Consider the following 19513-nt stretch of genomic DNA (forward strand, 5'->3'; position numbering starts at 1 on the left):
ATTCCTTGGAAATTTCAGGTTGGTCCCTTGGTCTTGCGACGCGGATTTCAGTGCTCGTTATAGAGTATTTCGGGTGGGATTCCACCGCGCTTGTGTCGCGGGGAGAAACCCTCCGGCGCGAGGCCGGAGGGGATATGGTCCGGTATCAGGCGAGCTTTTCCTCGACAGCCGATACGATCGCTTCCGGCGTGATGCCGAAGTGCTTGTAGAGTTCCTTGTAGGGGCCGGAGGCGCCGAAGGAATGCATGCCGACGAAGATGCCGTCGGAACCGATGAAGTGGTCCCAGCCCTGGCGGATGCCGGCTTCGACGGCGACCTTGACCGGCGAATTGCCGATGATCGACTTCTGGTAATCTTCCGACTGCTCGAGGAACAGTTCCACGCAGGGCACGGAGACGACGCGGGTGGAAATGCCCTTGGCTTCCAGCGCCTCGCGGCCCTTCAGCGCGATCTCGACTTCGGAGCCGGTAGCGAAGATCGTCACCTTGGCGCCTTCGGCCGGCACGAGGTCGTAAGCACCGTTGCCGCAGAGGTTCTTCTCGCAGAACTTGGTGCGCACCGCCGGCAGGTTCTGGCGGGTCAGCGCGATGCCGGAGGGGCGGTCGCGGTGCTGTAGCGCCAGCTGCCAGCATTCGGCGGTTTCCATGGCGTCCGCCGGGCGGAACATCAGGAGGTTCGGGATCGCTCGCAGCGCGGCCATGTGCTCGACCGGCTGGTGGGTCGGGCCGTCTTCGCCGAGGCCGATGGAATCATGCGTCAGCACGTGGATTGCGCGGATGCCCATGAGAGCGGCGAGGCGGATCGACGGGCGGCAATAGTCGGAGAAGATTAGGAAGCCGCCCGAATACGGGATCAGGCCGCCGTGCAGCGCCATGCCGTTCATGGCGGCAGCCATGCCGTGCTCGCGAATGCCGTAGTGCAGGTAGCGGCCGGAGAAATCGTCCGGCTTGATCGAGGCGGTCTGGCTGGTCTTGGTGTTGTTCGAGCCGGTCAGGTCGGCCGAGCCGCCGAGCGTTTCGGCAACAACGCCGTTGATGACTTCGAGCGCATCTTCCGAAGACTTGCGGGTGGCAAGCGTCGGCTTGGTCTCGGCCAGCTTCTTCTTGTAGTCGATGATGGCGCTGTCAAAACCGCCCGGCAGGTCGCCGGCGAAGCGGCGGGTGAATTCCGCCTTCTTTTCGGCGGCTTCGTTTTCGAGACGGGCTTCCCATTCCATGCGCGCCTTGGTCGAGCGCAGGCCGGCGAGGCGCCATGCGTCCAGCACGTCGGCGGGAACGACGAAGGCTTCTTCTTCCCAGTTCAGGGCCTTGCGGGTTGCTGCGATTTCGTCCGCGCCAAGCGGCGAGCCGTGAACCTTGTGCGTGCCGGCCTTGTTGGGCGAGCCAAAGCCAATGACCGTCTTGCAGGCGATCATCGTCGGCTTGTCGGACTGCTGCGCCTTGACGATTGCCGCGGCAATGGCTTCCGGATCGTGACCGTCGACGGCCAGCGTGTTCCAGCCGGAGGCGCGGAAGCGGGCGTGCTGGTCGGTCGAGTCGGCAAGGCTGACCGCGCCGTCGATGGAAATGCCGTTGTCGTCCCAGAAGACGATCAGCTTGTTGAGCTTGAGATGACCGGCAAGCGAGATCGCTTCCTGGCTGATGCCTTCCATCAGGCAGCCGTCGCCGGCGATGACATAGGTAAAGTGCTCCATCAGGTTGGAGCCGAATTCGTCGCGCAGCTTGCGCTCGGCGATCGCCATGCCGACCGAGTTGCCGATGCCCTGGCCGAGCGGGCCGGTGGTGGTCTCGATACCCGAGGCATGGCCGTATTCGGGATGGCCTGCGGTCTTGGCGCCAAGCTGACGGAAGTTCTTGATGTCTTCGATGGTCATGTCCTCGTATCCGGTCAGATAGAGGAGCGAGTAGAGCAGCATCGAGCCATGGCCGGCGGACAGGACGAAGCGGTCGCGGTTCGGCCAGAGCGGAGTCTTCGGATCAAAGGTCAGGAACTGCGTGAACAGAACCGTTGCGACATCGGCCATGCCCATCGGCAGTCCGGGGTGACCGGAGTTGGCCTTTTCGACGGCATCCATGCTGAGGAAACGGATCGCATTGGCCATCCGGTTGTGTTTTTCGCGAGAGATCATAGCTTGTCCGCTTGTTCCGGGTGTCAAGAAAGTGCTGGCCCTTCCACAGGGCCGTACAAACGCGGCTGACACATAGCAGGTGGTGCGGACGAGTCAATAAAACAGGCCCTCACGCCCTTTTCCGACCGAATAATTTTCGGTTTCCGGAAAGAGGACCAAGCGGCTTTCGGCTAAAATTCGCCGCTGATGCGTGTTCGTCCACAAGTTCCGCACCGGGCTTGCCTGTCAGGTTTGTTGACGGATGAACAGCCGGAAGAATACTGTCCTGCCTTCAGAAAGGCCGGTTTCCGGTCGATTCGATGGGCGGCAACGGGAATACGAGGCATGTCGGGAGACAAGACGGTGAACGCGGCGCTGGCTGGCCTGAGGCAGGCGCTTAGCGGGCTTGAAAGTGCGCTGGACGCGCGCTTCGAGAAGGAGCGCGACCAGCGCGACGTCGATGGAGAGGTTCGCCGGGTTCACGAGGACCGCTCGCGGCTGGCCCAGGAACTCGACGAATCCCAGTTTCGCGCCAATCGGCTCGAAGAGGTCAACCGGGAGGTCTCCCGGCGTCTGGTGACGGCGATGGAAACGATCCGCGCGGTGCTGGACCGCTAAGCAGGAAGCAAGGAACAGAACATGGCGCAGGTTACGGTGACCATCGACGGAAAGGCCTATCGCATGGCGTGCGAAGAGGGCCAGGAAGAGCACCTGACGGGGCTCGCCGGCAAGTTCGACCGCTATGTCAGCCACCTGCGCGACCAGTTCGGCGAGATCGGCGACCTGCGGCTGACCGTCATGGCTGGCATAATGGTGATGGACGAACTGTCCGAAGTCTCTCGCAGGCTCGAGAAGCTCGAAGCCGAAAGCCTTAGCCTGAAAAGCGTGCGTGAAACGGCACTTGCCGAAACGGCCCGCAGCGAGGCGGCGCTCGCCGAAGCCATCGTCGAAATCACGAGCCAGATCAACGGCCTGACCTCGAGGCTTACCAGCCGCCCACAGGGCAACGTGAACTGAGCAGTCACCTCCATCATAAGGTTCGATGGTCGGCTTTCGAGCCGAACCCTGCGCATGCCTGCGATTCCCGTCGCCGGACGCAGCCGACGGTGTTCGACGAAAACATGCGCCGGTCGGGTGGGAACAAATTCCTCGCTCCGACCGTTTTGCCGCTAACCGAATTTAGTCAATTGAGATGCAAGGAAGTCGTTTATGGGTCTTGCGGTCCAGCATGCAGAGAGTGAAGTCCTCGAGGTGATCGTCACCGAAGACGAGCCGATCGTGGCGTGGGAGCTGGAAAGCACCCTTTCGTCGCTTGGATGCCGGGTCGCAGGACCGTTCCCGTCCGTGCAATCTGCCATCGAAGCGCTCAAGAATTGCGCGCCGCAGATTGCTGTCCTGGATGTCAATCTGCAGGACGGCGAGGTCTTTCCGCTGGCCGATCGTCTTTATGAAAACGAAGTGCCGCTGATCTTTCATACGGCCAATACGAGAGCGGACTTGCTGGCCTCGCGCTATGCGGGCTCACAGGTGGTGCTGAAGCCCTCCCGCCCCGACCAGCTGCGTGAAGCAATTGCTCTCGCCAAATCCCGTTTTGCAGTTTAACCATCGCAAACCGTTGCATAATTTTGAACTGGAGACTTTTCTGGATGCTCCTCATCGAAGCTTTGAGAGCCGAGACCGCGGGTCTCCATGGGCGTCTGGACTGTGTCGTTTCTCGCGCAGATCTGGCGAGCCGTGAGGGGTATGGACGCTTCCTCATGATGCATGCGCGTCTGCTGCCGGCGCTGGAGTACTGGCTCTCCGGTCAGGACGTTTTCCGTACATTGCCGTTTCACCAGGAGCGCGGGCGCCTGGCGGCGTTGAAATCTGATCTGCAGGAGATGGGGCTGGATGCGCCAAGGGAAGAAGCCTTGCCATACCTGAACCGCGACCTGTCAGTCGAGGGTGTTTGCTACGTGCTTGAAGGATCGCGTCTCGGCGCGGCCCATATCCGTGCGCAGCAGGACAAGGCAGGCGGATCTCTCCTGCCGCAATCGTTCCTTCGTCATGGCGAGGGAAGGGGGCTGTGGAAGTCGTTCATGGCGTGGCTTTCGGCACGGGACCAATCCGACGCAGCTGCGGGCCAGGCGGTATCTGCCGCCAGCCTGGTGTTCGGATCGTACCTGTCGGCCGCGCGTGTCGAAGCTGGCCTAGAGGAGAGTGTGCATGTCTGAGCACATCGATCTGGCGAATTGTGACGCCGAACCCATTCACCTGCTTGGCAGGGTCCAGTCCTTCGGCTTTCTGGTCGCGCTGCTGCCCGACTGGACGATCTCGCATGTCTCGGAGAATGTGCGCGACTTCCTGCCGATGGATGCGCAGTCGCTGATGGAGCAGCCCGCCACGCAGCTTCTGTCGGCGGAAACCATCCACGCGATCCGCAACCGGCTGCAGTTCCTGCGTCCGAAGAAAGGCGTGGAAGTGGTCTATAACGTGGCGCTCGAAGGTGTCGAGGAACGCTTTGACGTCTCGTTGCATATCGGTGAAGGCCGCGTGATCCTCGAATTCGAGAAGGCGGGAGCGCTGGAAGGCGTCGCTCTCGACGTGGCCAACGTCCGCAATGCGATCGACCAGCTTGCCGAGGTGCCGAGTCTGCATGCCGCCTGCTCGCAGGCCGTCCGTTTCGTCAAGATGATGACCGGGTTCGACCGTGTCATGCTCTACAAGTTCCTTGATGACGGCAGCGGCGAAGTCATGGCCGAAGCACGCCGTTACGACATGGGAACGTTTCTCAACCTGCGCTATCCGGCGACCGACATTCCCAAGCAGGCACGGGCTCTCTATGTCGAAAACCCGATCCGGCTGATCGCAGACGTCAACGACGCGGGTGCGCCGATCCTGGCGGCGCCGATTGCCGCGGGCTCCGGGCCGATCGATCTGTCGGGAAGCCGGCTGAGGTCCGTTTCGCCGATCCATATCGAATACCTGAAAAACATGGATGTCGGTGCGTCCATGTCGATCTCGGTGATCGTCAACGGCGAGCTATGGGGACTGATCGCCTGCCACCACGAGCGGCCGCATACGCCGACCATGCGCCAGAGAAGCGCAGTCCTGCTGTTCGGCCAGATGCTCTCGCTGATCATCCAGACGCGGCTGACCGCGGAAGAGCGTGTCAACGATGCGCGGGTGACGGAACTGACGGCGCAGATTTCCAAGACCATGTCCACGGGCGTTTCGGCACCGGAGCTTCTCAAGCTTTCGGCGGAATCCTTCGCCCAGCTCCTGAAGGCAGACGGCTATGCGGTAATCCAGGAAGGCGTGGCTCTGACCGGCGGCGCGGCGCCGGATCGCGAAGACGTGTTCCGGCTTCAGACCTTCCTGAACACGCGAAAGGACAACGAAGTTCTTGCAACGCACGAGCTCTCGTCGCTGATGCCGGAGGCGCGCGCCATTGCGGGAGTTGCCGCAGGCATCTTGTCGGTGCCGATCTCCAGGTCACCGCACGACTATATCCTGTTCTTCCGTGGAGAACTTGTGCAGCAGGTCGTCTGGGCGGGCAATCCGGACAAGCCGGCGGAAATCGGCGCGGATGGCGCACGCATTTCGCCGCGCAAGAGCTTTGCCGCATGGCAGACATCGGTCCATGGCCAGAGTGCGCCGTGGACATCTGCCGAGATTCGTGCGGCGTCGCAGTTGCGGGTGATGCTTCTGGAAGTGGTCCTGCGGCTCACCGACGAGGCGGGGCGCGAGCGGAAGCTCGCGAATGAGAAGCAGGAGCTGCTGATTGCCGAACTCAATCACCGCGTCCGCAATATTCTTGGCCTGGTGCGCGGCCTGATTTCCCAGTCAAGCGCCGGCGAGGATACGACGGCCGACTTCGTCAAGAAGCTCGACAGCCGGGTGCAGGCGCTTGCCCGCGCCCATGACCAGATCACCCGCCAGAACTGGTCGCCGGCCCCCTTCTCGCAGCTGGTTCGGGTCGAGGCCGAGAGTTACCTGCTCGATAAGCGCGGACGGATCTCCATCGAGGGCCCCGAACTGCTTCTGTCGCCCCAGGCCTTCTCGTCCGTGGCGCTGGTCATCCACGAGATGATCACCAATTCCGCCAAGCATGGCGCGCTGTCGGACCAGCGCGGGCGCGTGACGATCACGCTGTCGCACAACGAGCTGGGTGATCTCGACATCCTGTGGCGGGAGATCGGCGGCCCGCCGGTGAAGGCTCCGGAACGTCGTGGCTTCGGCTCGGCGATCATTGAGCGGACGATCCCGTTTGAACTCGGCGGAAAGGCTGGCATTTCCTACAATCTCGAAGGGGTTACGGCCTCATTCCTGTTGCCCGCGCAGCACATCGTCGCCGGTGAGACACCGGTTGCCGAGGATCCCGCCGAGAGCGGCAAGGGCGGCGCGGTTACCGCCGTCGCCGTGCCCCAGTCCGTTCTGATCGTCGAGGACAACCTCATCATCGCCATGGAGGCGGAGGATATCTTCCGCACGCTCGGAAGCCGCGACACCGTGGTCGTCTCCAGTGTCGGGCTTGCGGTCGAAGAGCTCAGCCAGCGGACCGTGCCGATCGATTTTGCCCTTCTCGACGTCAATCTGGGAACGGAAACCAGTTTCGAAGTGGCCCGGATGCTGAAGGCGAAGGGCATCCCCTTCGCGTTTGCCTCCGGCTACGGCGATACGGCAGCCTTTCCGGAAGAGTTTGCCGGTATTCCGATGATCAGCAAACCCTATGACAGGGATACCGTCCTGGCGCTGTTGAGGTAGGTCACTGCACCCTTTGGCCTATTGCGTCAGCCGCAGGGAGCCCAGCGTCTTGCCGACAAGCTCGGTCAGCCCGGCCTTGATTTCATCCGGAGAGGCAGCCGACATGAAATAGTCGGCGCTGCTCGCACAGGCTGTCAGCGCGGTGGTGAGGTAGTCGTGACGGGTCACCTTGGTCGAAGGCATCGTGCCGCCCCATATCGACTTGTAGTTGGAACTCGCCATCGTGTTGCCGATGGTGTTGTTGTATTCGGATCGGTTGGTCCAGGGCAGATAGGTCGTGTAGAGCACGGAGAAGGTTGCTCCCTGCTTTTTCATCGTATCACACCAGGTGCTGTTGATCGGCGTGATATAGGGCTGGCCGGAAAACACCCAGTCCGCAGACGATTGCGCCCCATCCGTGATCATCACGACGATCTTCAGTGGGGTGGAGGGAGACGATCCGTCGCCTGCCTTGGATATATAGTTGTTGAGCGTTGTCAGCGCCCTGAAATCGGTGGTGATGTAGGATGTCGCGGAGGTCAGTTCGGTGTTGCTGACCATCTGGGTGCGGATGTCCTTGGTGCTGTATGTCGGTGCGATCACCTGCCGGATGCCGTTTGAAACCTTGTAATTGCTTTTTAGCACCTGCGACGCGCTGGAGTTCGTTCCGAGCGTATAGAGCGCCACCTTGATGCGGTTGTGCGACGGATCGGCGCTGTCGATCGTGTCCATCAGCGTGGTGACCGCGTCTGCCTGGACGTCAGCCCGGAGGACCACCTTCTTCGCCCGGGCATAGTCGTAATAGGAACTGTAGTAGACGCCCTGGTATTTCTCTCCGTAGGCGGTGTCGTGGCAGGCGAAGACGCAGTTCAGGCTGAGCTTCTGCATGATGCTCTGGTCGTAGGTCGTGGCGGCCAGCAACATGGAGGCGGACTTGTCGAGGACGAGGTGCAGCTCGTAATAAATATCCTTGCCGCCCGCTGCCGCGGAAGCGATCCGTACCGGCACTTCGTCGATGCCGGCAAGGCGCATGAGGGTTGTCGGTACATTGCTGCTGGCGGTGCCGCTGATCGACTTGCTGGTCGTATCGACGGTAATGTCCAGTTCGTTCAACGTATAGCTGCCACGCTGAAGCGCCATGGCCTTCATGGTCTTCTCGGCTTTGGTCTTCAGGTTTGCGCTGGTGTCCTTGCCGATATCCTTTGTCGCCGAGAGGATCGCGGCATCAAGGTCGGCCTGCATTTCCGTACGGGCGTTCAATGCCCGGGAAAAATCGATGCCGGTGCCGACGGCGATTGCCAGCGGCACGAAGGTCAGGATGAAGAGAATGGAAAAATTGCCGTCACGGGCATGGATGAATTTCCCAATGAGGCCGGAAGGTTTGCGAATTCGCCGTGAAAACGCTGAAAGAACGGCAGAAAACGGTGCTGACTTCACGGAACTCTCCACGCATTGGCTGGAGAAATTCTATGGCGATCCATCGCTAATTATCGGTAAAGGGCCAAGGTGCGGCTCCCAATATTGTTAAAATTCCGTTTCACATCCGTCCTTAAATAATGGGGTATATCGTTGTTCTTTCCGGCGCGAACTGGAACGCCACATTGCGGTGCGCAATCGGCATCTCGCCGATGCGCTTCTACGCGGACATCCGCTCGCGCTGCCCGTCTTGCAAAGCCGTAATATCGTGAGTGCCGCCACTGGCGGAACACTGCGAACTCCACTATATCTGCGTGTGCGGTCTGCGCTTCCCGACAGGAACAAATGAATCCTCGGGGCCATACCCGATCCTAAGGGAGCTGTCCCTAACCAGGCCCGTGGGCTTGGCTATACGGCGCCCACCTACTTCAGTAGGCGCCCAGGATCGACGTTTCCATCGGTTGTCGTGGATCGCACCTTTCTCCTACTTCGATGCAATGTCTTCAGACCGGTATGGCGTCCGCCAGGGTCTTGAGCAGCGTCGCGCTGTCACGCAGCGCATTGCGTTCGGCCTCATTGAGATCCGGTATGACGTCGTCGATGATGCCGTCGGCTCCGACGATGCGCGGGATCGACAGTGCGACGTCCTTGACGCCGAGGATATCCGGCGTCGAGGCCGAGACCGACAGCAGGTCGCGCTCGTCCTTCGATATTGCCCGCACGATGCGCGCCAGCCCGGCGCCGATGCCGTAATAGGTCGCGCCCTTTCCGTTGATGATCGTGTAGGCGGCATTGCGCACGCCGCTGTCGATCGCTGCTCTTGCTGCCGCATCGAGCGGCTGCCCGAGTTGCTGGGCGAGCGTTTCGACCGGCACCGATCCGACCCTTGCGCTCGACCAGGCCAACACCTCGCTGTCGCCATGCTCGCCGAGCACATAGGCGTGCACCGACTGGGGCGAGACGCCGAGCTGCCTTGCAAGCAGGCTGCGGAAGCGGGCCGTGTCGAGAATGGTGCCGGAGCCGATCACCCGGCTGCGGGGCAGGTCGGAGAGGCGGGTGGATATCTCGGTCATGATGTCAACGGGGTTCGAAGCGATCAGAAGGATGGCGTTCGGGGCGGCGCGCGAGGTCTCGGCAATGACGCTGCGGAAAACCTCGGCATTGCGGCTGAGGAGCGCGATCCGCGTTTCACCCGGCCGCTGGCTGACACCGGCGGCGATGATGACGATGTCCGCGCCGTTCAGAGCCGCATAGTCCCCGCTGGTCACGCGGCAGGCGGAAACGAAAGGCACGGCATGCGAGATGTCTTCGGCCTGGGCGCGCGCAAGGTCTGCGTTGAGGTCGACCAGTACCACGTCGTTGGCGAGGCCCAGGAGTGCCAGCGCATAGGCAGCAGAACTGCCAACCATGCCGGCGCCGACGATTCCGACTTTCATTGCGTGTCCTTCCCGCTTGGGTCTTTGGCCAAGCCTCACAAAGATGCCGGCGGAAGGCAAGCTCCTCTTTCGGCACAAATCTCGGGGCCGTGTAAGGAACGATTAACCACGAGTTGTTACAGATTTACGCATACCGCACGCGAGGGTGTCATGCGTTTCCACAAAGTCGTTCTTCTTGCCTCCATCACTGTTCTGCCTCTGCCGGGCGGGCTTCTTGCCGCTGATCTCCAGTCCTCCGCTTCGGGTTCTTCCGGCTTCAGCGGCTATGTGGAGAGCAGTGGCGCGATCGGCCGCTCCAAGGAATTCGACATCGACGAGAAGGCCTGGTCGCTGCGTGGTGCGCTCAACTACGACGCGGGCAACGGGGTCAACCTGCAGGTTGACGGCGGCGTTCAGCGCAGCCACATCGAAGATCACTACTACACGCCCTACAGCGCGGCCGCCCATCTCTATTACCGGCCGGCCGAGTCCTATGCCATCGGCGGGTTCGTCAAGTACGACCGCATCGCCACCGGCGTTTTCAGCGATCTCGGCATTGCCGGCGTCGGCAACTACACCAAGGAAGTTTCCGGCGGTCTCGAGGCTGCAGCCTACATGGGCAACACGACCTTCTACGGACTTGCCGGCTACGGCAGTCAGGACTACGAAATCGGTGACGCCGACCACTATTTCGGTGGCATCGGCGCGCGCTATTTCCTGACCGACAACCTGCGCTTCGATCTCGAAGGCATGTATCACCATATCGACGGCATCCAGTCGGACATGGACATCGAGACGATCAAGACGGCGATCAACTACCGCATGGATAGCATGCCTCTGACGCTGTTTGCGGGCTATCGCTTCGACAACTATCACCCGACCTCCTCCCTCGCGGACCTGAGCGACGACCACAGCCACACCTTCTTTGGCGGACTGCGCTACAGCTTCGGCTCCTCCAGCCTGAAGGACGAGGACCGCAACGGTCCGGCCTGGTCCAGCACCAGCATCCTGCCCTGATACGGAGACAGGCGGCGGGTTGGGTCTTGCGTTCCGCCGTCATTCCGCTCCATGAAGAACGGCAGCATGGTCGCCTGACCTGCTGCCGTTTTTCTGTCCATGGGAAGCCTGAATGTCACAAGGATCTGCCGACTTTTCGCACAGCGAGTTGAAGTCCATCCTGCGCAAGGAGCGGCTTGCGGCGCGTGCGGCGCTGACGCCAGATGAACGGCAGACGAAGGCAGCCGCCATGGCCCGACACGGGATTGCGGCCATTGTGGTCGAAAAGGGCGCCATCGTCTCCGGCTTCTTTCCGATCCGCTCGGAAGCCGACATCCGTCCGCTGATGGCCGATCTTGCAGATCGCGGAGCAAGGCTCTGCCTGCCGGTGGTCATGGACAAGGAGACGATCGAATTCCGCGAATTCAGGCACGGCGTGCCGCTGGTCGAGACGGGTTTCGGGACGATGGGGCCGGGTGAGGACGCGGCGGTCGTCGATCCCGATATCATGCTGGTGCCGCTCGCAGCCTTCGATCGCGAAGGCCACCGGGTCGGCTATGGCGGGGGCTATTATGACCGGGCGATTGACAAACTCCACCAAAAAGGCCGGAAACCGAAGCTTTTCGGCATTGCCTTCGACCTGCAGGAAGTGGCAAAGGTGCCTTTTGAGCCGCATGACGTCCGCCTTGACGGCGTTTTGACGGAGAGCGGCTTCCGCAGTTTCGGGTGATTGGATAGGGAATGCGTCTTCTTTTTCTCGGTGACATGGTCGGCAAGACGGGCCGCAAGGCGGTATGGGACAGGCTTCCCGGCCTGGTGAGCGATCTGAAGCTCGATTTCGTGATCGTCAACGGCGAGAATGCCGCCGGCGGCTTCGGCATCACCGAGGACATCTTTCTCGAGACCATCAATGCGGGCGCCGACGTGGTGACGACCGGCAACCATGTCTGGGACCAGCGCGAGGCCGTGACATTCGCCGGCCAGCACGATCAGTTCCTGCGCCCCGCCAACTATCCCGCGGGAACGCCGGGCCGCGGTTCCGGGCTGTTCTATGCCCGAAACGGCGCGCGCGTGCTCGTCGCCAACATCATGGGCCGGGTGTTCATGCATCCGGAACTCGACGATCCGTTCCATTCCGCCGAGGCGATCCTCGCCGCATGCCCGCTCGGCGAGCAGGCCGATGCCATTGTCTTCGACTTTCATGCGGAAGCGACCAGTGAAAAGCAGTGCTTCGGGCATTTCGTCGACGGCCGCGCCTCCTTCGTGGTCGGCACCCATACGCATGTTCCGACCGCCGACCACCAGATCCTGAACGGCGGCACGGCCTACATGTCGGATGCCGGCATGTGCGGCGACTATGATTCCTCGCTCGGCATGGACAAGGAAGAACCGCTCAACCGTTTTATCTCGAAGATGCCGAAGGGCCGCTTCGAGGCGGCGTCCGGTCCGGCCACCATCTGCGGCGTCGGCGTCGAAATCTCCGACCGCACCGGCCTCGCCGAAAAGATCGCGCCGCTTCGCCTTGGCGCGCGGCTGGAAGAAACGCTGCCGGCATTCTGGAGTTGACAGCCTCCCAGTCACGAATGCGTGAGCCGACTGGACGGACGGCGCGCATTCCCGCATCATGCGATGAGTGCTCAACATCGCTGGTAGCCGGGAATGCTGAGACGTCCGTCATTCATCGTCGGCATGCTTCTGGTCTTCGTCGCCTTGGCGACGGAGGCGCAGGACCGCCCGCCCGTCAGCCAGTGCCAGATGATCGCCGGCACACTGCCCGATGTGCAGTATGCGCGTTTCGATTCCTCATCTCTGCCCGTGTTGAAAACCGCGTTGAAAGAGGACGTGACGATCACCTTCCTCGGACATTCGACGTTCCTTATCGAGACACCGGACGGGACGCGGATCGCGACCGACTGGAGCGGCTCGCTCCGTTCGCCTCTGGTGCCGGACGTGGTGACCATGAACAAGGCGCATTCGAGCCATTACACGCTGCTGCCCGATCCGGCGATCCCGCATGTCCTGCATGGCTGGTCAGATACGCCGGGTGAGGCTGCCGATATCAGCATGGTTGCGGGGGACGCGTATATCCGGAACGTTCCGACCGACATCCGCAGCTTTTATGGCGGCGGAGCCGAACCGAACGGCAACTCGATCTTCATCTTCGAGGTCGCGGGTCTGTGCATCGGCCATCTCGGCCATCTGCATTACGAGCTGACGGAAAGTCACTACAGCCAGATCGGCCGGCTCGACGTGGTGATGGTACCCGTCGATGGCGGCTTGACCATGGGCAGAGACAGCATGAGCCGGGTTATCACCCGGCTCAGGTCGTCGTTGATCTTGCCGATGCATCGCACCGGACCGCCTGTCGCCAGCTTTCTGACGATGTTCGGCCCAGGCTTCGACAAGATGGCATCGAACAGCAACAGCATTCGTGTGTCGATGCGAACCTTGCCGAAAAAGCCTATGATCCTCGTGCTTCGCGGCATGTAGCGCCGAAGCGTTCGTCAGGCGGCGAAGTCCACGTGCTGGCGCAGGCCGACGTCGGGCGTTTCCTCATCCTTGAGGTTTGCCTTGGCGATTTCCCAACCCAGCTTGACGACGTTGCCGGTAGACGCCCAGATTTCTGCGCTTTGCGGACGGAACTCGATCAGGGTCAGCTCCGGATCGTCCTTTCCGCCTTCATACCAGGCTTCCACCATGGAGCTCCAGTAGCGCTCAATGATCTGCGGATCGCGACGGATGGCCACAGGTCCACTCAGGCAGGCATGGTAGTCGTGATCCTTGCCGACGACGCAAAAGGTTGCAGTCGCATTCGGCTGGATGTCGCTGACGATGTCCGTGCCCATCTTGGCGAAGAACCAGATGGTTTCGCCTTTCTCATCGACCTGCGGGGCCATCGGCTGCATCGAGTGGGGCGAGCCGTGGATGCCGAGCATGCCGGCATGAATGCGGTTGATTTCATCCCAAAGCTGCGATTTCGGATGTTCGCGGGTGGCGCTGAGGCTGACCATGACGGGCTCCATTTCCGTTTGTGTTGCTCTGGTTGGAAAACGGAGGCGTCGGCGAAATGTTCCGCTGCCTCCGGCGCTTCATGGTGCGTTGCGGAATTGCGGCCGGGGTCTTGAATGGCGGTGCCAGCGCGCATATAAGGCCCGCATTCCAATACAAAGAGACAATGCAGGGGTGCCATGGCTGGCCATTCACAGTTCAAAAACATCATGCACCGCAAGGGCCGTCAGGACGCCGTGCGATCGAAGCTGTTCTCCAAGCTCGCACGTGAAATCACGGTTGCGGCCAAGACCGGCATGCCCGATCCGGCGATGAATGCGCGTCTTCGCCTGGCGATCCAGAACGCCAAGGCCCAGTCCATGCCGAAGGACAACATCGAGCGCGCCATCAAGAAGGCATCCGGCGCCGATGGCGAAAACTATGATGAAGTCCGCTACGAGGGTTATGGCCCGGGTGGCGTCGCCGTTATCGTCGAGGCGCTGACCGACAACCGCAACCGCACGGCCTCCAACGTCCGCTCGACCTTTACCAAGGCGGGCGGCGCACTGGGTGAAACCGGCTCGGTGTCCTTCTCCTTCGACCGTGTTGGCGAGATCGTCTACAAGCTTGAGGTCGGCGACGAGGATACTGTGATGGAAGCGGCGATCGAAGCCGGCGCCGACGACGTTGAATCCAGCGAAGACGGCCACACGATCTACTGCGCCTTTGAAGATATCGGCGAAGTCTCCAAGGCGCTGGAAAGCGTTCTCGGCGAAGCGGAATCCGTCAAGGCCGTCTGGAAGCCGCAGAACACCATTCCGGTGGACGAGGAAAAGGCCCAGTCGCTGATGAAGCTCATCGACAATCTCGAAGACGACGACGACGTGCAGAACGTCTATTCCAACTTCGAGATTTCCGATGAAGTGATGGCCAAGCTTTCGGCCTGAGCTTTCGGAATCGTCTACATTTCAAAGACCCGGCAGCTTTGGCTGCCGGGTTTTTTGTTTTCAGGCCGTCGTCAAGGAGCGTTCCGCGGCGGCCGTCGCGTCCAGCGCCGGCACGTCGAAATGGTCCGGCGGCAGGTCGGCTTTCGCTCTTTCCACCATCATTTCATAGGCACGCTCGAGATGACGGGTGAAGCGTTCGGTGTCGAACAGAGGTGTCGTCGCGCGGTTGCCGATGAGCCGCGTCCGCAGTCCATCCAGTTCGCCACGGTTGCGTGAAAGGGATACGGCTTTGGCGACATAGTCGTCGACCGTCGCGGCCACGAGTTCGGGCAGGCCGATGGTGCGCAGCAAGCTTTCCGATACGCGCGAGGCGAAATTGCTGCCTCTGACGGTCAGTACCGGCAGGCCGGACCAGAGGCAGTCGGAGGTCGTGGTGTGGCCGTTGCAGGGGAAGGTGTCGAGGCAGAGGTCGGCTGCGGGAAGGCGGGCAGCATGGGCCTCGCACCCGATCGACTTGGCGAAGATGATCCGGTTCTCCTCAATGCCTCGCCGCTTCATCCAGGTCAGGAAATGCGCCTGCGCATGTTCGTCGTTGCACATCATCCACAGCACGCTGTCGCCGGCGGCGGTCAGGATGCGCGCCCAGGCGGAGGCCACTTCGGGGGAAATCTTCCGGATATTGTTGAATGAGGCAAAAACGAACTTGTCTTCGGGAAGGCCGAGACCGGCGCGCAGGGCTGGCGGCGGCAGCGGCCGATGGTGGTCGTCGTTCGGTTGGTAACAGTCCGGCAGGCGGCAGATCTTCTCGTGATAGAAGGGGCGGCTTTCGTCGGGGGTGACGATGCGGTCGCCGATCACATAGTCGCAGTCGATGCCCACCGCACTGCCGGGAAAGCCAAGCCAGGCGACCTGGATGGGTGCCGGTCCGGCATTGACGACGCCGATGCGGGCGTCGCGTGTATGCCCCTTGAGGTCGACAAGGATATCGATTCCGTCTGCCCGCATGCGGGCGGTCGCTTCTGCATCCGACATTGTCCTGATGTCGACGATCGTGCCGATATGCTTTCGCAAACCGTCGTCGCGGCCAATAAGCTCCTCCGGCGTGTTGCAATAGATCGTGATGTCGAATTTCTCGCGGTCGTGCCGTTCGAGAACGCCGCGCATCAGGATCATCGTCGCATGGGCGCTGGAAACATCGCCGGACAGATAGCCGATCCTGATCCTGTCGCCGAACATGTGAGGCATGTTGCGGCGTTGGTGACGATCGTGCTCCGAGTAGACTGGAAAGCGGCTGTCGGCGATCTTTGCGTTCAGCCGTTCGTCGCCCATCCACATGATGTGGTTATGCGGCAGTTCACAGGACAGAGCCAGTTTGTTCCCGGCCTGTATGCCGGCAAGAGCCGCATCGTTGGCGACCTTCAGTTCATCGAGTTCCAGGAAGCCGAGCATTTGGTGCCGCCGGAACTGGGCGGCTGTGGCGTGGTCCGGTACGATCTGCAGAATGACTTCGGCGGCCTTGAGCGCCGTCCAGTTATCCTCCTGCATGCGCGAGAGTTCAAAGGCAAGCGAGGCGAACTGCAATTTCGGCGGTGAGCCGGCCCGGGCGGCGCGCAGGAAAAACCGGGCGGCCTGATGCTTGTCGCCGGTCTTGAAGTGGCATTGCGCGACCGTCGCCATCAATCGTTCGTCGGCTGGGTCCGGTTCTGCTTCGAGATTGTCATAAACATCGAGCGCGGCGCGAAAATCCTGCGCGGCGTAATGGGCATAGATAGACTGCAATGGTGACGGCATCGGGGGAGCCTGACGATGAGGGTGCCATGCGGCACCGTTTCATCGTCAGGTTGTGCGAGCCTTGCCGTATATGCGCTCGCCTCAGGCGGCTTTTGCCATTTCCTGACGTGCCTCGGCGAAGACTTCGAGCGAGCGGAGACGCTTCTCCGGGTTGTGGATCGGCATGGAGACGATCAGTTCATCCGCTTTCGTCTGATCGATGAAGCGGGCGAGCGTCTCGCGCACGGTCTCGACGGAGCCGACCGCCGCATATCTGAGCGTGTGTTCGACGCCGGCCTTTTCCATCTCGTTCCAGTAGGGCGTCATATCCTCGACCGGCGGCGGAAAGGCGCCGGGCGTGCCGCGGCGCAGATTGACGAACTGGCGCTTCGAGGACGTGAAGAGGTATTCCGCCTCTTCATCCGTTTCTGCGCCGACACCCATCAGGCCGGCCATCACATACGGCTTGTCCAGCTGCGCCGAGGGTTGGAAGCGGGCGCGGTAGAGTTCGATGGCATCCAGCAGCATGTCGGGAGCGAAATGAGAGGCGAAGGCATAGGGCAGGCCGAGGGCGGCGGCGAGGTGGGCTGAATAGATGCTGGAGCCGAGCAGCCACAGCGGCACGTGCGAGCCCATGCCCGGCACGGCGATCACCGCTTGATTGTCGAGCTTGTCGCCAAGCAGGATCTGCAATTCCTGGATATCGTTCGGAAAGTTCTGCGAGGTGGTTTCGAGGTCGCGACGGAGCGCGCGGGCGGTGCGCATGTCGGTGCCGGGTGCGCGCCCGAGGCCGAGATCGACGCGGCCGGGGAAGAGGGCTTCCAGCGTGCCGAACTGTTCGGCGATCACCAGCGGCGAATGATTGGGCAGCATGATGCCGCCGGAGCCGATGCGGATCGTCTTCGTGGCATTGCCGACATGGGCGATGACGACAGCGGTCGCTGCACTCGAAACGCCACGCATGCCATGGTGCTCGGCGAGCCAGAAACGATGGTAGCCGAGCGCCTCGGCGCGCTCTGCCATGCGCCTGGTGCTGGCCAGCGCTTCGCCGACGCTGCTGCCTTCGCCGACGGGGGCGAGGTCGAGAATGGAAAAGGGAATCATCTTTTTGAAAATCCTGAGTGGAATACGCTGATTTTCTATGTAGGTGCCGGTTCCTTTATTGCCAGTATCTGCCGCCGCCCACCTGCACCGGCGCACCCATGTTTTTGTTTTGTTCACATTTTGCTGGCAGCTATGGTTGCGCAAAGATAAGGTGAGGACATGGAAAAAGCGATTCGCATCATCGGCATCGATCCGGGTTTGAGGCGCACGGGCTGGGGGGTTGTCGAGACGCTCGGCAACTCGCTACGCTTCGTGGCATCCGGGACGGTGACCTCCGACGGCACGATGGATCTCGCCTCGCGTCTCTGCCAGCTGCATGACGGGCTCGCGGAGATCGTTCACAGCTATCAGCCCGACGAGGCTGCCGTTGAGCAGACCTTCGTCAACAAGGATGCGGTGGCGACGCTGAAACTCGGTCAGGCGCGCGGCATCGCCATGCTGGTGCCGGCACGGGCGGGGCTGCAGGTCGCCGAATACGCGCCGAATGCGGTGAAAAAGGCCGTGATCGGCGTCGGTCACGGCGAAAAGCAGCAGATCCACATGATGATCAAGGTGCTGATGCCCAAGGCGATCTTCAAGGGCGACGACGCCGCCGACGCGCTCGCCATCGCCATCTGCCACGCGCATAATCGCGGCGCTTCGCGCATGGCGAGGATCGCTCTTACCGGCTGATTTGTTCTTGACTTGTTCTTAGTCGCATGCATAGTAATACCCAAGAGGTATTACTATGCGGATTACGGAAAAAGGTCAGGTGACCATCCCGAAAGATATTCGTGACCGGCTGAAGATCGGGCCGGGCTCGGAAGTCGATTTCATCGCCGACGAAAAAGGCGCACGACTTGTCGTCGTGTCGGGCCGTGAGGACGACACCGAGGAGAGTTTCGATGCGTGGCTCAAGAGCGTGCGCGGCAGCTTTGATACCGGCGGCATGACCACTGACGAGTACATGGAATGGCTTAGAGGTCCCCGTGACGACGTCGATCCTCATTGATTCCAACATATTCATCGACGTGTTCGGGCCGGAAAATGCGTTCACCGAATGGTCTATCCGTATGCTGAAGAAGGCGCGTCGCGAGGCGAGTCTCGTGTTGAGCCCGGTCGTCTGGGCAGAGCTTGCCGCCATGGCACCGAGAGAAGAAGAGCTTCTGATGCTTGTTTCTCGCCTCGGCTTGGTGCGCGAGCCCCTTTCCTTTGCGGCGGCTCACCGAGCGGGCCGAGCGCATGCGGACTATCGCCGTCGTGGCGGAGCTCGCGAGCGTACGCTGCCGGATTTCCTGATCGGTGCGCATGCTGCGGAGCGATCGCATAGTCTGCTGACCCGCGATGCCGGCCGCTATCGCAGCTATTTTCCGGACCTCGACCTCATCACCCCCGAAACCCATCCATGAAGGCGCAAAAAGATGATCGGCAAGCTCAAAGGCACGGTTGACGAGATCGGCGAGGACACTGTGCTCGTCGATGTGCACGGCGTCTGCTACGAAGTCCACTGTTCGTCGCGGACGCTGGCCAAGCTGAATGTCGGGGAGGCCGTGGTCATCTACATCGAGACCTATGTGCGCGAGGATCAGTTCAAGCTCTTCGGTTTCATGACCGCGCTGGAGCGCGAATGGTTCCTCATCCTGCAAAGCGTTCAGGGTGTCGGCGCCCGTGTGGCGCTTGCCATTCTTTCGACGCTGACGCCATCCGAGCTTGCCAATGCCATCGCGCTGCAGGACCGTACCGCCGTGTCCCGGGCGCCGGGCGTCGGACCGAAGGTAGCAACGCGCATCGTGACCGAACTGAAGAACAAGGCACCCGCCTTCGCCGGCGATGCGACCAATATCGGTTTCAAGCAGGAGCTTGGCGAAGGCGTTGCCGCCGCGCCGGTTTCCGATGCCGTGTCGGCGTTGACCAATCTCGGCTATTCGCGCGACCAGGCCGCCAATGCGGTTGCCGCGGCAATGAAGACGGCCGGCGAGGGGGCCGACAGCGCCAAGCTGATCCGCCTCGGGCTGAAGGAGCTGGCGCGGTGAATCCTTGCGAAATTGTATTTTCCTTACTATCTT

20 protein-coding genes and 1 other RNA gene are annotated in these 19513 nt (G+C 61.5%); 15 read left to right on the plus strand and 6 right to left on the minus strand.

The window, feature by feature from the left end:
• Window positions 1-145: 145 nt before the first annotated feature.
• The gene (tkt, locus tag ACU5AZ_RS13450; RefSeq protein ID WP_446822856.1) at window positions 146-2128 is read right to left on the minus strand and encodes a transketolase; all 1983 of its coding nucleotides are present in this window, start codon (window positions 2126-2128) and stop codon (window positions 146-148) included.
• Window positions 2129-2452: 324 nt separating this feature from the next.
• Between tkt and ACU5AZ_RS13455 the strand changes: the two genes are divergently transcribed.
• From ACU5AZ_RS13455 to ACU5AZ_RS13475, 5 genes are all read left to right on the plus strand, one after another.
• Entirely contained in the window at window positions 2453-2725 is a 273-nt protein-coding gene (locus ACU5AZ_RS13455) for a DUF4164 domain-containing protein (protein ID WP_446822857.1), read from the plus strand.
• A gap of 21 nt (window positions 2726-2746) precedes the next feature.
• Window positions 2747-3124 carry a cell division protein ZapA gene (locus ACU5AZ_RS13460; protein ID WP_446822858.1) on the plus strand — a complete coding sequence of 126 codons (378 nt, stop codon included), beginning with the start codon at window positions 2747-2749 and terminating at the stop codon, window positions 3122-3124.
• A gap of 192 nt (window positions 3125-3316) precedes the next feature.
• Window positions 3317-3709, plus strand: a complete 393-nt coding sequence (locus ACU5AZ_RS13465) for a response regulator (RefSeq protein WP_446822859.1) — start codon at window positions 3317-3319, stop codon at window positions 3707-3709.
• 44 nt (window positions 3710-3753) lie between these two features.
• On the plus strand, window positions 3754-4320 hold the full coding sequence (locus tag ACU5AZ_RS13470) for a biliverdin-producing heme oxygenase (protein ID WP_446822860.1): 567 nt from the start codon (window positions 3754-3756) through the stop codon (window positions 4318-4320).
• Window positions 4313-6853: an HWE histidine kinase domain-containing protein gene (locus ACU5AZ_RS13475; RefSeq protein WP_446822861.1), complete on the plus strand. Its 2541-nt coding sequence runs from the start codon at window positions 4313-4315 to the stop codon at window positions 6851-6853. Before ACU5AZ_RS13470 ends, ACU5AZ_RS13475 begins: the two co-directional genes overlap by 8 nt.
• An 18-nt stretch (window positions 6854-6871) precedes the next feature.
• Here the strand turns inward: ACU5AZ_RS13475 and ACU5AZ_RS13480 are convergent, their stop codons facing one another.
• The gene (locus ACU5AZ_RS13480; protein WP_446822862.1) at window positions 6872-8269 is read right to left on the minus strand and encodes a TadE/TadG family type IV pilus assembly protein; all 1398 of its coding nucleotides are present in this window, start codon (window positions 8267-8269) and stop codon (window positions 6872-6874) included.
• A 296-nt stretch (window positions 8270-8565) separates the two neighbouring features.
• Between ACU5AZ_RS13480 and ssrS the strand changes: the two genes are divergently transcribed.
• Window positions 8566-8725, plus strand: a non-coding RNA gene (ssrS, locus tag ACU5AZ_RS13485) — 6S RNA.
• A gap of 26 nt (window positions 8726-8751) precedes the next feature.
• On the opposite strand, the gene ACU5AZ_RS13490 is transcribed toward ssrS, so the two are convergent.
• Window positions 8752-9684, minus strand: a complete 933-nt coding sequence (locus tag ACU5AZ_RS13490) for an L-lactate dehydrogenase (RefSeq protein ID WP_446822863.1) — start codon at window positions 9682-9684, stop codon at window positions 8752-8754.
• 150 nt (window positions 9685-9834) lie between these two features.
• On the opposite strand from ACU5AZ_RS13490, the gene ACU5AZ_RS13495 reads away from it, so the two are divergent.
• The 4 genes from ACU5AZ_RS13495 (at window position 9835) to ACU5AZ_RS13510 (ending at window position 13149) form a co-directional block, all read left to right on the plus strand.
• Window positions 9835-10680 (plus strand): hypothetical protein, encoded by an 846-nt coding sequence (locus tag ACU5AZ_RS13495; protein WP_446822864.1) that lies wholly within the window; start codon window positions 9835-9837, stop codon window positions 10678-10680.
• 112 nt (window positions 10681-10792) lie between these two features.
• Window positions 10793-11389 (plus strand): 5-formyltetrahydrofolate cyclo-ligase, encoded by a 597-nt coding sequence (locus ACU5AZ_RS13500; RefSeq protein ID WP_446822865.1) that lies wholly within the window; start codon window positions 10793-10795, stop codon window positions 11387-11389.
• An 11-nt stretch (window positions 11390-11400) separates the two neighbouring features.
• Entirely contained in the window at window positions 11401-12225 is an 825-nt protein-coding gene (locus tag ACU5AZ_RS13505; RefSeq protein WP_446822866.1) for a TIGR00282 family metallophosphoesterase, read from the plus strand.
• Between the two features lie 93 nt (window positions 12226-12318).
• Complete coding sequence (locus tag ACU5AZ_RS13510) at window positions 12319-13149, plus strand: MBL fold metallo-hydrolase (RefSeq protein WP_446822867.1); 831 nt, start codon at window positions 12319-12321, stop codon at window positions 13147-13149.
• 14 nt (window positions 13150-13163) lie between these two features.
• Here ACU5AZ_RS13510 and ACU5AZ_RS13515 read toward each other — a convergent pair whose 3' ends face one another.
• A complete protein-coding gene (locus ACU5AZ_RS13515; protein WP_446822868.1) occupies window positions 13164-13670 on the minus strand; it encodes a pyridoxamine 5'-phosphate oxidase family protein in 507 nt (168 codons plus the stop codon).
• 177 nt (window positions 13671-13847) lie between these two features.
• On the opposite strand from ACU5AZ_RS13515, the gene ACU5AZ_RS13520 reads away from it, so the two are divergent.
• The gene (locus ACU5AZ_RS13520; RefSeq protein ID WP_446822869.1) at window positions 13848-14594 is read left to right on the plus strand and encodes a YebC/PmpR family DNA-binding transcriptional regulator; all 747 of its coding nucleotides are present in this window, start codon (window positions 13848-13850) and stop codon (window positions 14592-14594) included.
• 60 nt (window positions 14595-14654) lie between these two features.
• Here ACU5AZ_RS13520 and ACU5AZ_RS13525 read toward each other — a convergent pair whose 3' ends face one another.
• Together ACU5AZ_RS13525 and ACU5AZ_RS13530 are read right to left on the minus strand one after the other, a co-directional pair.
• Window positions 14655-16385 (minus strand): O-linked N-acetylglucosamine transferase, SPINDLY family protein, encoded by a 1731-nt coding sequence (locus tag ACU5AZ_RS13525; RefSeq protein WP_446822870.1) that lies wholly within the window; start codon window positions 16383-16385, stop codon window positions 14655-14657.
• Between the two features lie 81 nt (window positions 16386-16466).
• Window positions 16467-17468 (minus strand): LLM class flavin-dependent oxidoreductase, encoded by a 1002-nt coding sequence (locus ACU5AZ_RS13530; protein ID WP_446822871.1) that lies wholly within the window; start codon window positions 17466-17468, stop codon window positions 16467-16469.
• A gap of 159 nt (window positions 17469-17627) precedes the next feature.
• Between ACU5AZ_RS13530 and ruvC the strand changes: the two genes are divergently transcribed.
• Genes ruvC through ruvA form a run of 4 tightly spaced genes read left to right on the plus strand, consistent with a single transcriptional unit; the run spans window position 17628 to window position 19480 of the window.
• Window positions 17628-18140 (plus strand): crossover junction endodeoxyribonuclease RuvC, encoded by a 513-nt coding sequence (gene ruvC, locus ACU5AZ_RS13535; RefSeq protein ID WP_446822872.1) that lies wholly within the window; start codon window positions 17628-17630, stop codon window positions 18138-18140.
• A 55-nt stretch (window positions 18141-18195) separates the two neighbouring features.
• Window positions 18196-18459 carry an AbrB/MazE/SpoVT family DNA-binding domain-containing protein gene (locus ACU5AZ_RS13540; RefSeq protein WP_446822873.1) on the plus strand — a complete coding sequence of 88 codons (264 nt, stop codon included), beginning with the start codon at window positions 18196-18198 and terminating at the stop codon, window positions 18457-18459.
• Window positions 18437-18856, plus strand: a complete 420-nt coding sequence (locus ACU5AZ_RS13545; protein WP_446822874.1) for a type II toxin-antitoxin system VapC family toxin — start codon at window positions 18437-18439, stop codon at window positions 18854-18856. The genes ACU5AZ_RS13540 and ACU5AZ_RS13545 overlap by 23 nt, the downstream gene beginning before the upstream one ends.
• Window positions 18857-18868: 12 nt before the next feature.
• Window positions 18869-19480 carry a Holliday junction branch migration protein RuvA gene (ruvA, locus tag ACU5AZ_RS13550; protein ID WP_446822875.1) on the plus strand — a complete coding sequence of 204 codons (612 nt, stop codon included), beginning with the start codon at window positions 18869-18871 and terminating at the stop codon, window positions 19478-19480.
• Window positions 19481-19513: the final 33 nt, after the last annotated feature.

This window comes from Rhizobium sp. PAMB 3182 (genome assembly GCF_052908355.1).

Bases quoted from the DNA above. Each gene is read 5' to 3' on its own strand.
- tkt (WP_446822856.1), bottom strand. From the start codon at position 2,128: ATGATCTCTCGCGAAAAACACAACCGGATGGCCAATGCGATCCGTTTC.
- ACU5AZ_RS13455 (WP_446822857.1), top strand. From the start codon at position 2,453: ATGTCGGGAGACAAGACGGTGAACGCGGCGCTGGCTGGCCTGAGGCAG.
- ACU5AZ_RS13460 (WP_446822858.1), top strand. From the start codon at position 2,747: ATGGCGCAGGTTACGGTGACCATCGACGGAAAGGCCTATCGCATGGCG.
- ACU5AZ_RS13465 (WP_446822859.1), top strand. From the start codon at position 3,317: ATGGGTCTTGCGGTCCAGCATGCAGAGAGTGAAGTCCTCGAGGTGATC.
- ACU5AZ_RS13470 (WP_446822860.1), top strand. From the start codon at position 3,754: ATGCTCCTCATCGAAGCTTTGAGAGCCGAGACCGCGGGTCTCCATGGG.
- ACU5AZ_RS13475 (WP_446822861.1), top strand. From the start codon at position 4,313: ATGTCTGAGCACATCGATCTGGCGAATTGTGACGCCGAACCCATTCAC.
- ACU5AZ_RS13490 (WP_446822863.1), bottom strand. From the start codon at position 9,684: ATGAAAGTCGGAATCGTCGGCGCCGGCATGGTTGGCAGTTCTGCTGCC.
- ACU5AZ_RS13495 (WP_446822864.1), top strand. From the start codon at position 9,835: ATGCGTTTCCACAAAGTCGTTCTTCTTGCCTCCATCACTGTTCTGCCT.
- ACU5AZ_RS13500 (WP_446822865.1), top strand. From the start codon at position 10,793: ATGTCACAAGGATCTGCCGACTTTTCGCACAGCGAGTTGAAGTCCATC.
- ACU5AZ_RS13505 (WP_446822866.1), top strand. From the start codon at position 11,401: ATGCGTCTTCTTTTTCTCGGTGACATGGTCGGCAAGACGGGCCGCAAG.
- ACU5AZ_RS13510 (WP_446822867.1), top strand. From the start codon at position 12,319: ATGCTGAGACGTCCGTCATTCATCGTCGGCATGCTTCTGGTCTTCGTC.
- ACU5AZ_RS13515 (WP_446822868.1), bottom strand. From the start codon at position 13,670: ATGGTCAGCCTCAGCGCCACCCGCGAACATCCGAAATCGCAGCTTTGG.
- ACU5AZ_RS13520 (WP_446822869.1), top strand. From the start codon at position 13,848: ATGGCTGGCCATTCACAGTTCAAAAACATCATGCACCGCAAGGGCCGT.
- ACU5AZ_RS13525 (WP_446822870.1), bottom strand. From the start codon at position 16,385: ATGCCGTCACCATTGCAGTCTATCTATGCCCATTACGCCGCGCAGGAT.
- ACU5AZ_RS13530 (WP_446822871.1), bottom strand. From the start codon at position 17,468: ATGATTCCCTTTTCCATTCTCGACCTCGCCCCCGTCGGCGAAGGCAGC.
- ruvC (WP_446822872.1), top strand. From the start codon at position 17,628: ATGGAAAAAGCGATTCGCATCATCGGCATCGATCCGGGTTTGAGGCGC.
- ACU5AZ_RS13540 (WP_446822873.1), top strand. From the start codon at position 18,196: ATGCGGATTACGGAAAAAGGTCAGGTGACCATCCCGAAAGATATTCGT.
- ruvA (WP_446822875.1), top strand. From the start codon at position 18,869: ATGATCGGCAAGCTCAAAGGCACGGTTGACGAGATCGGCGAGGACACT.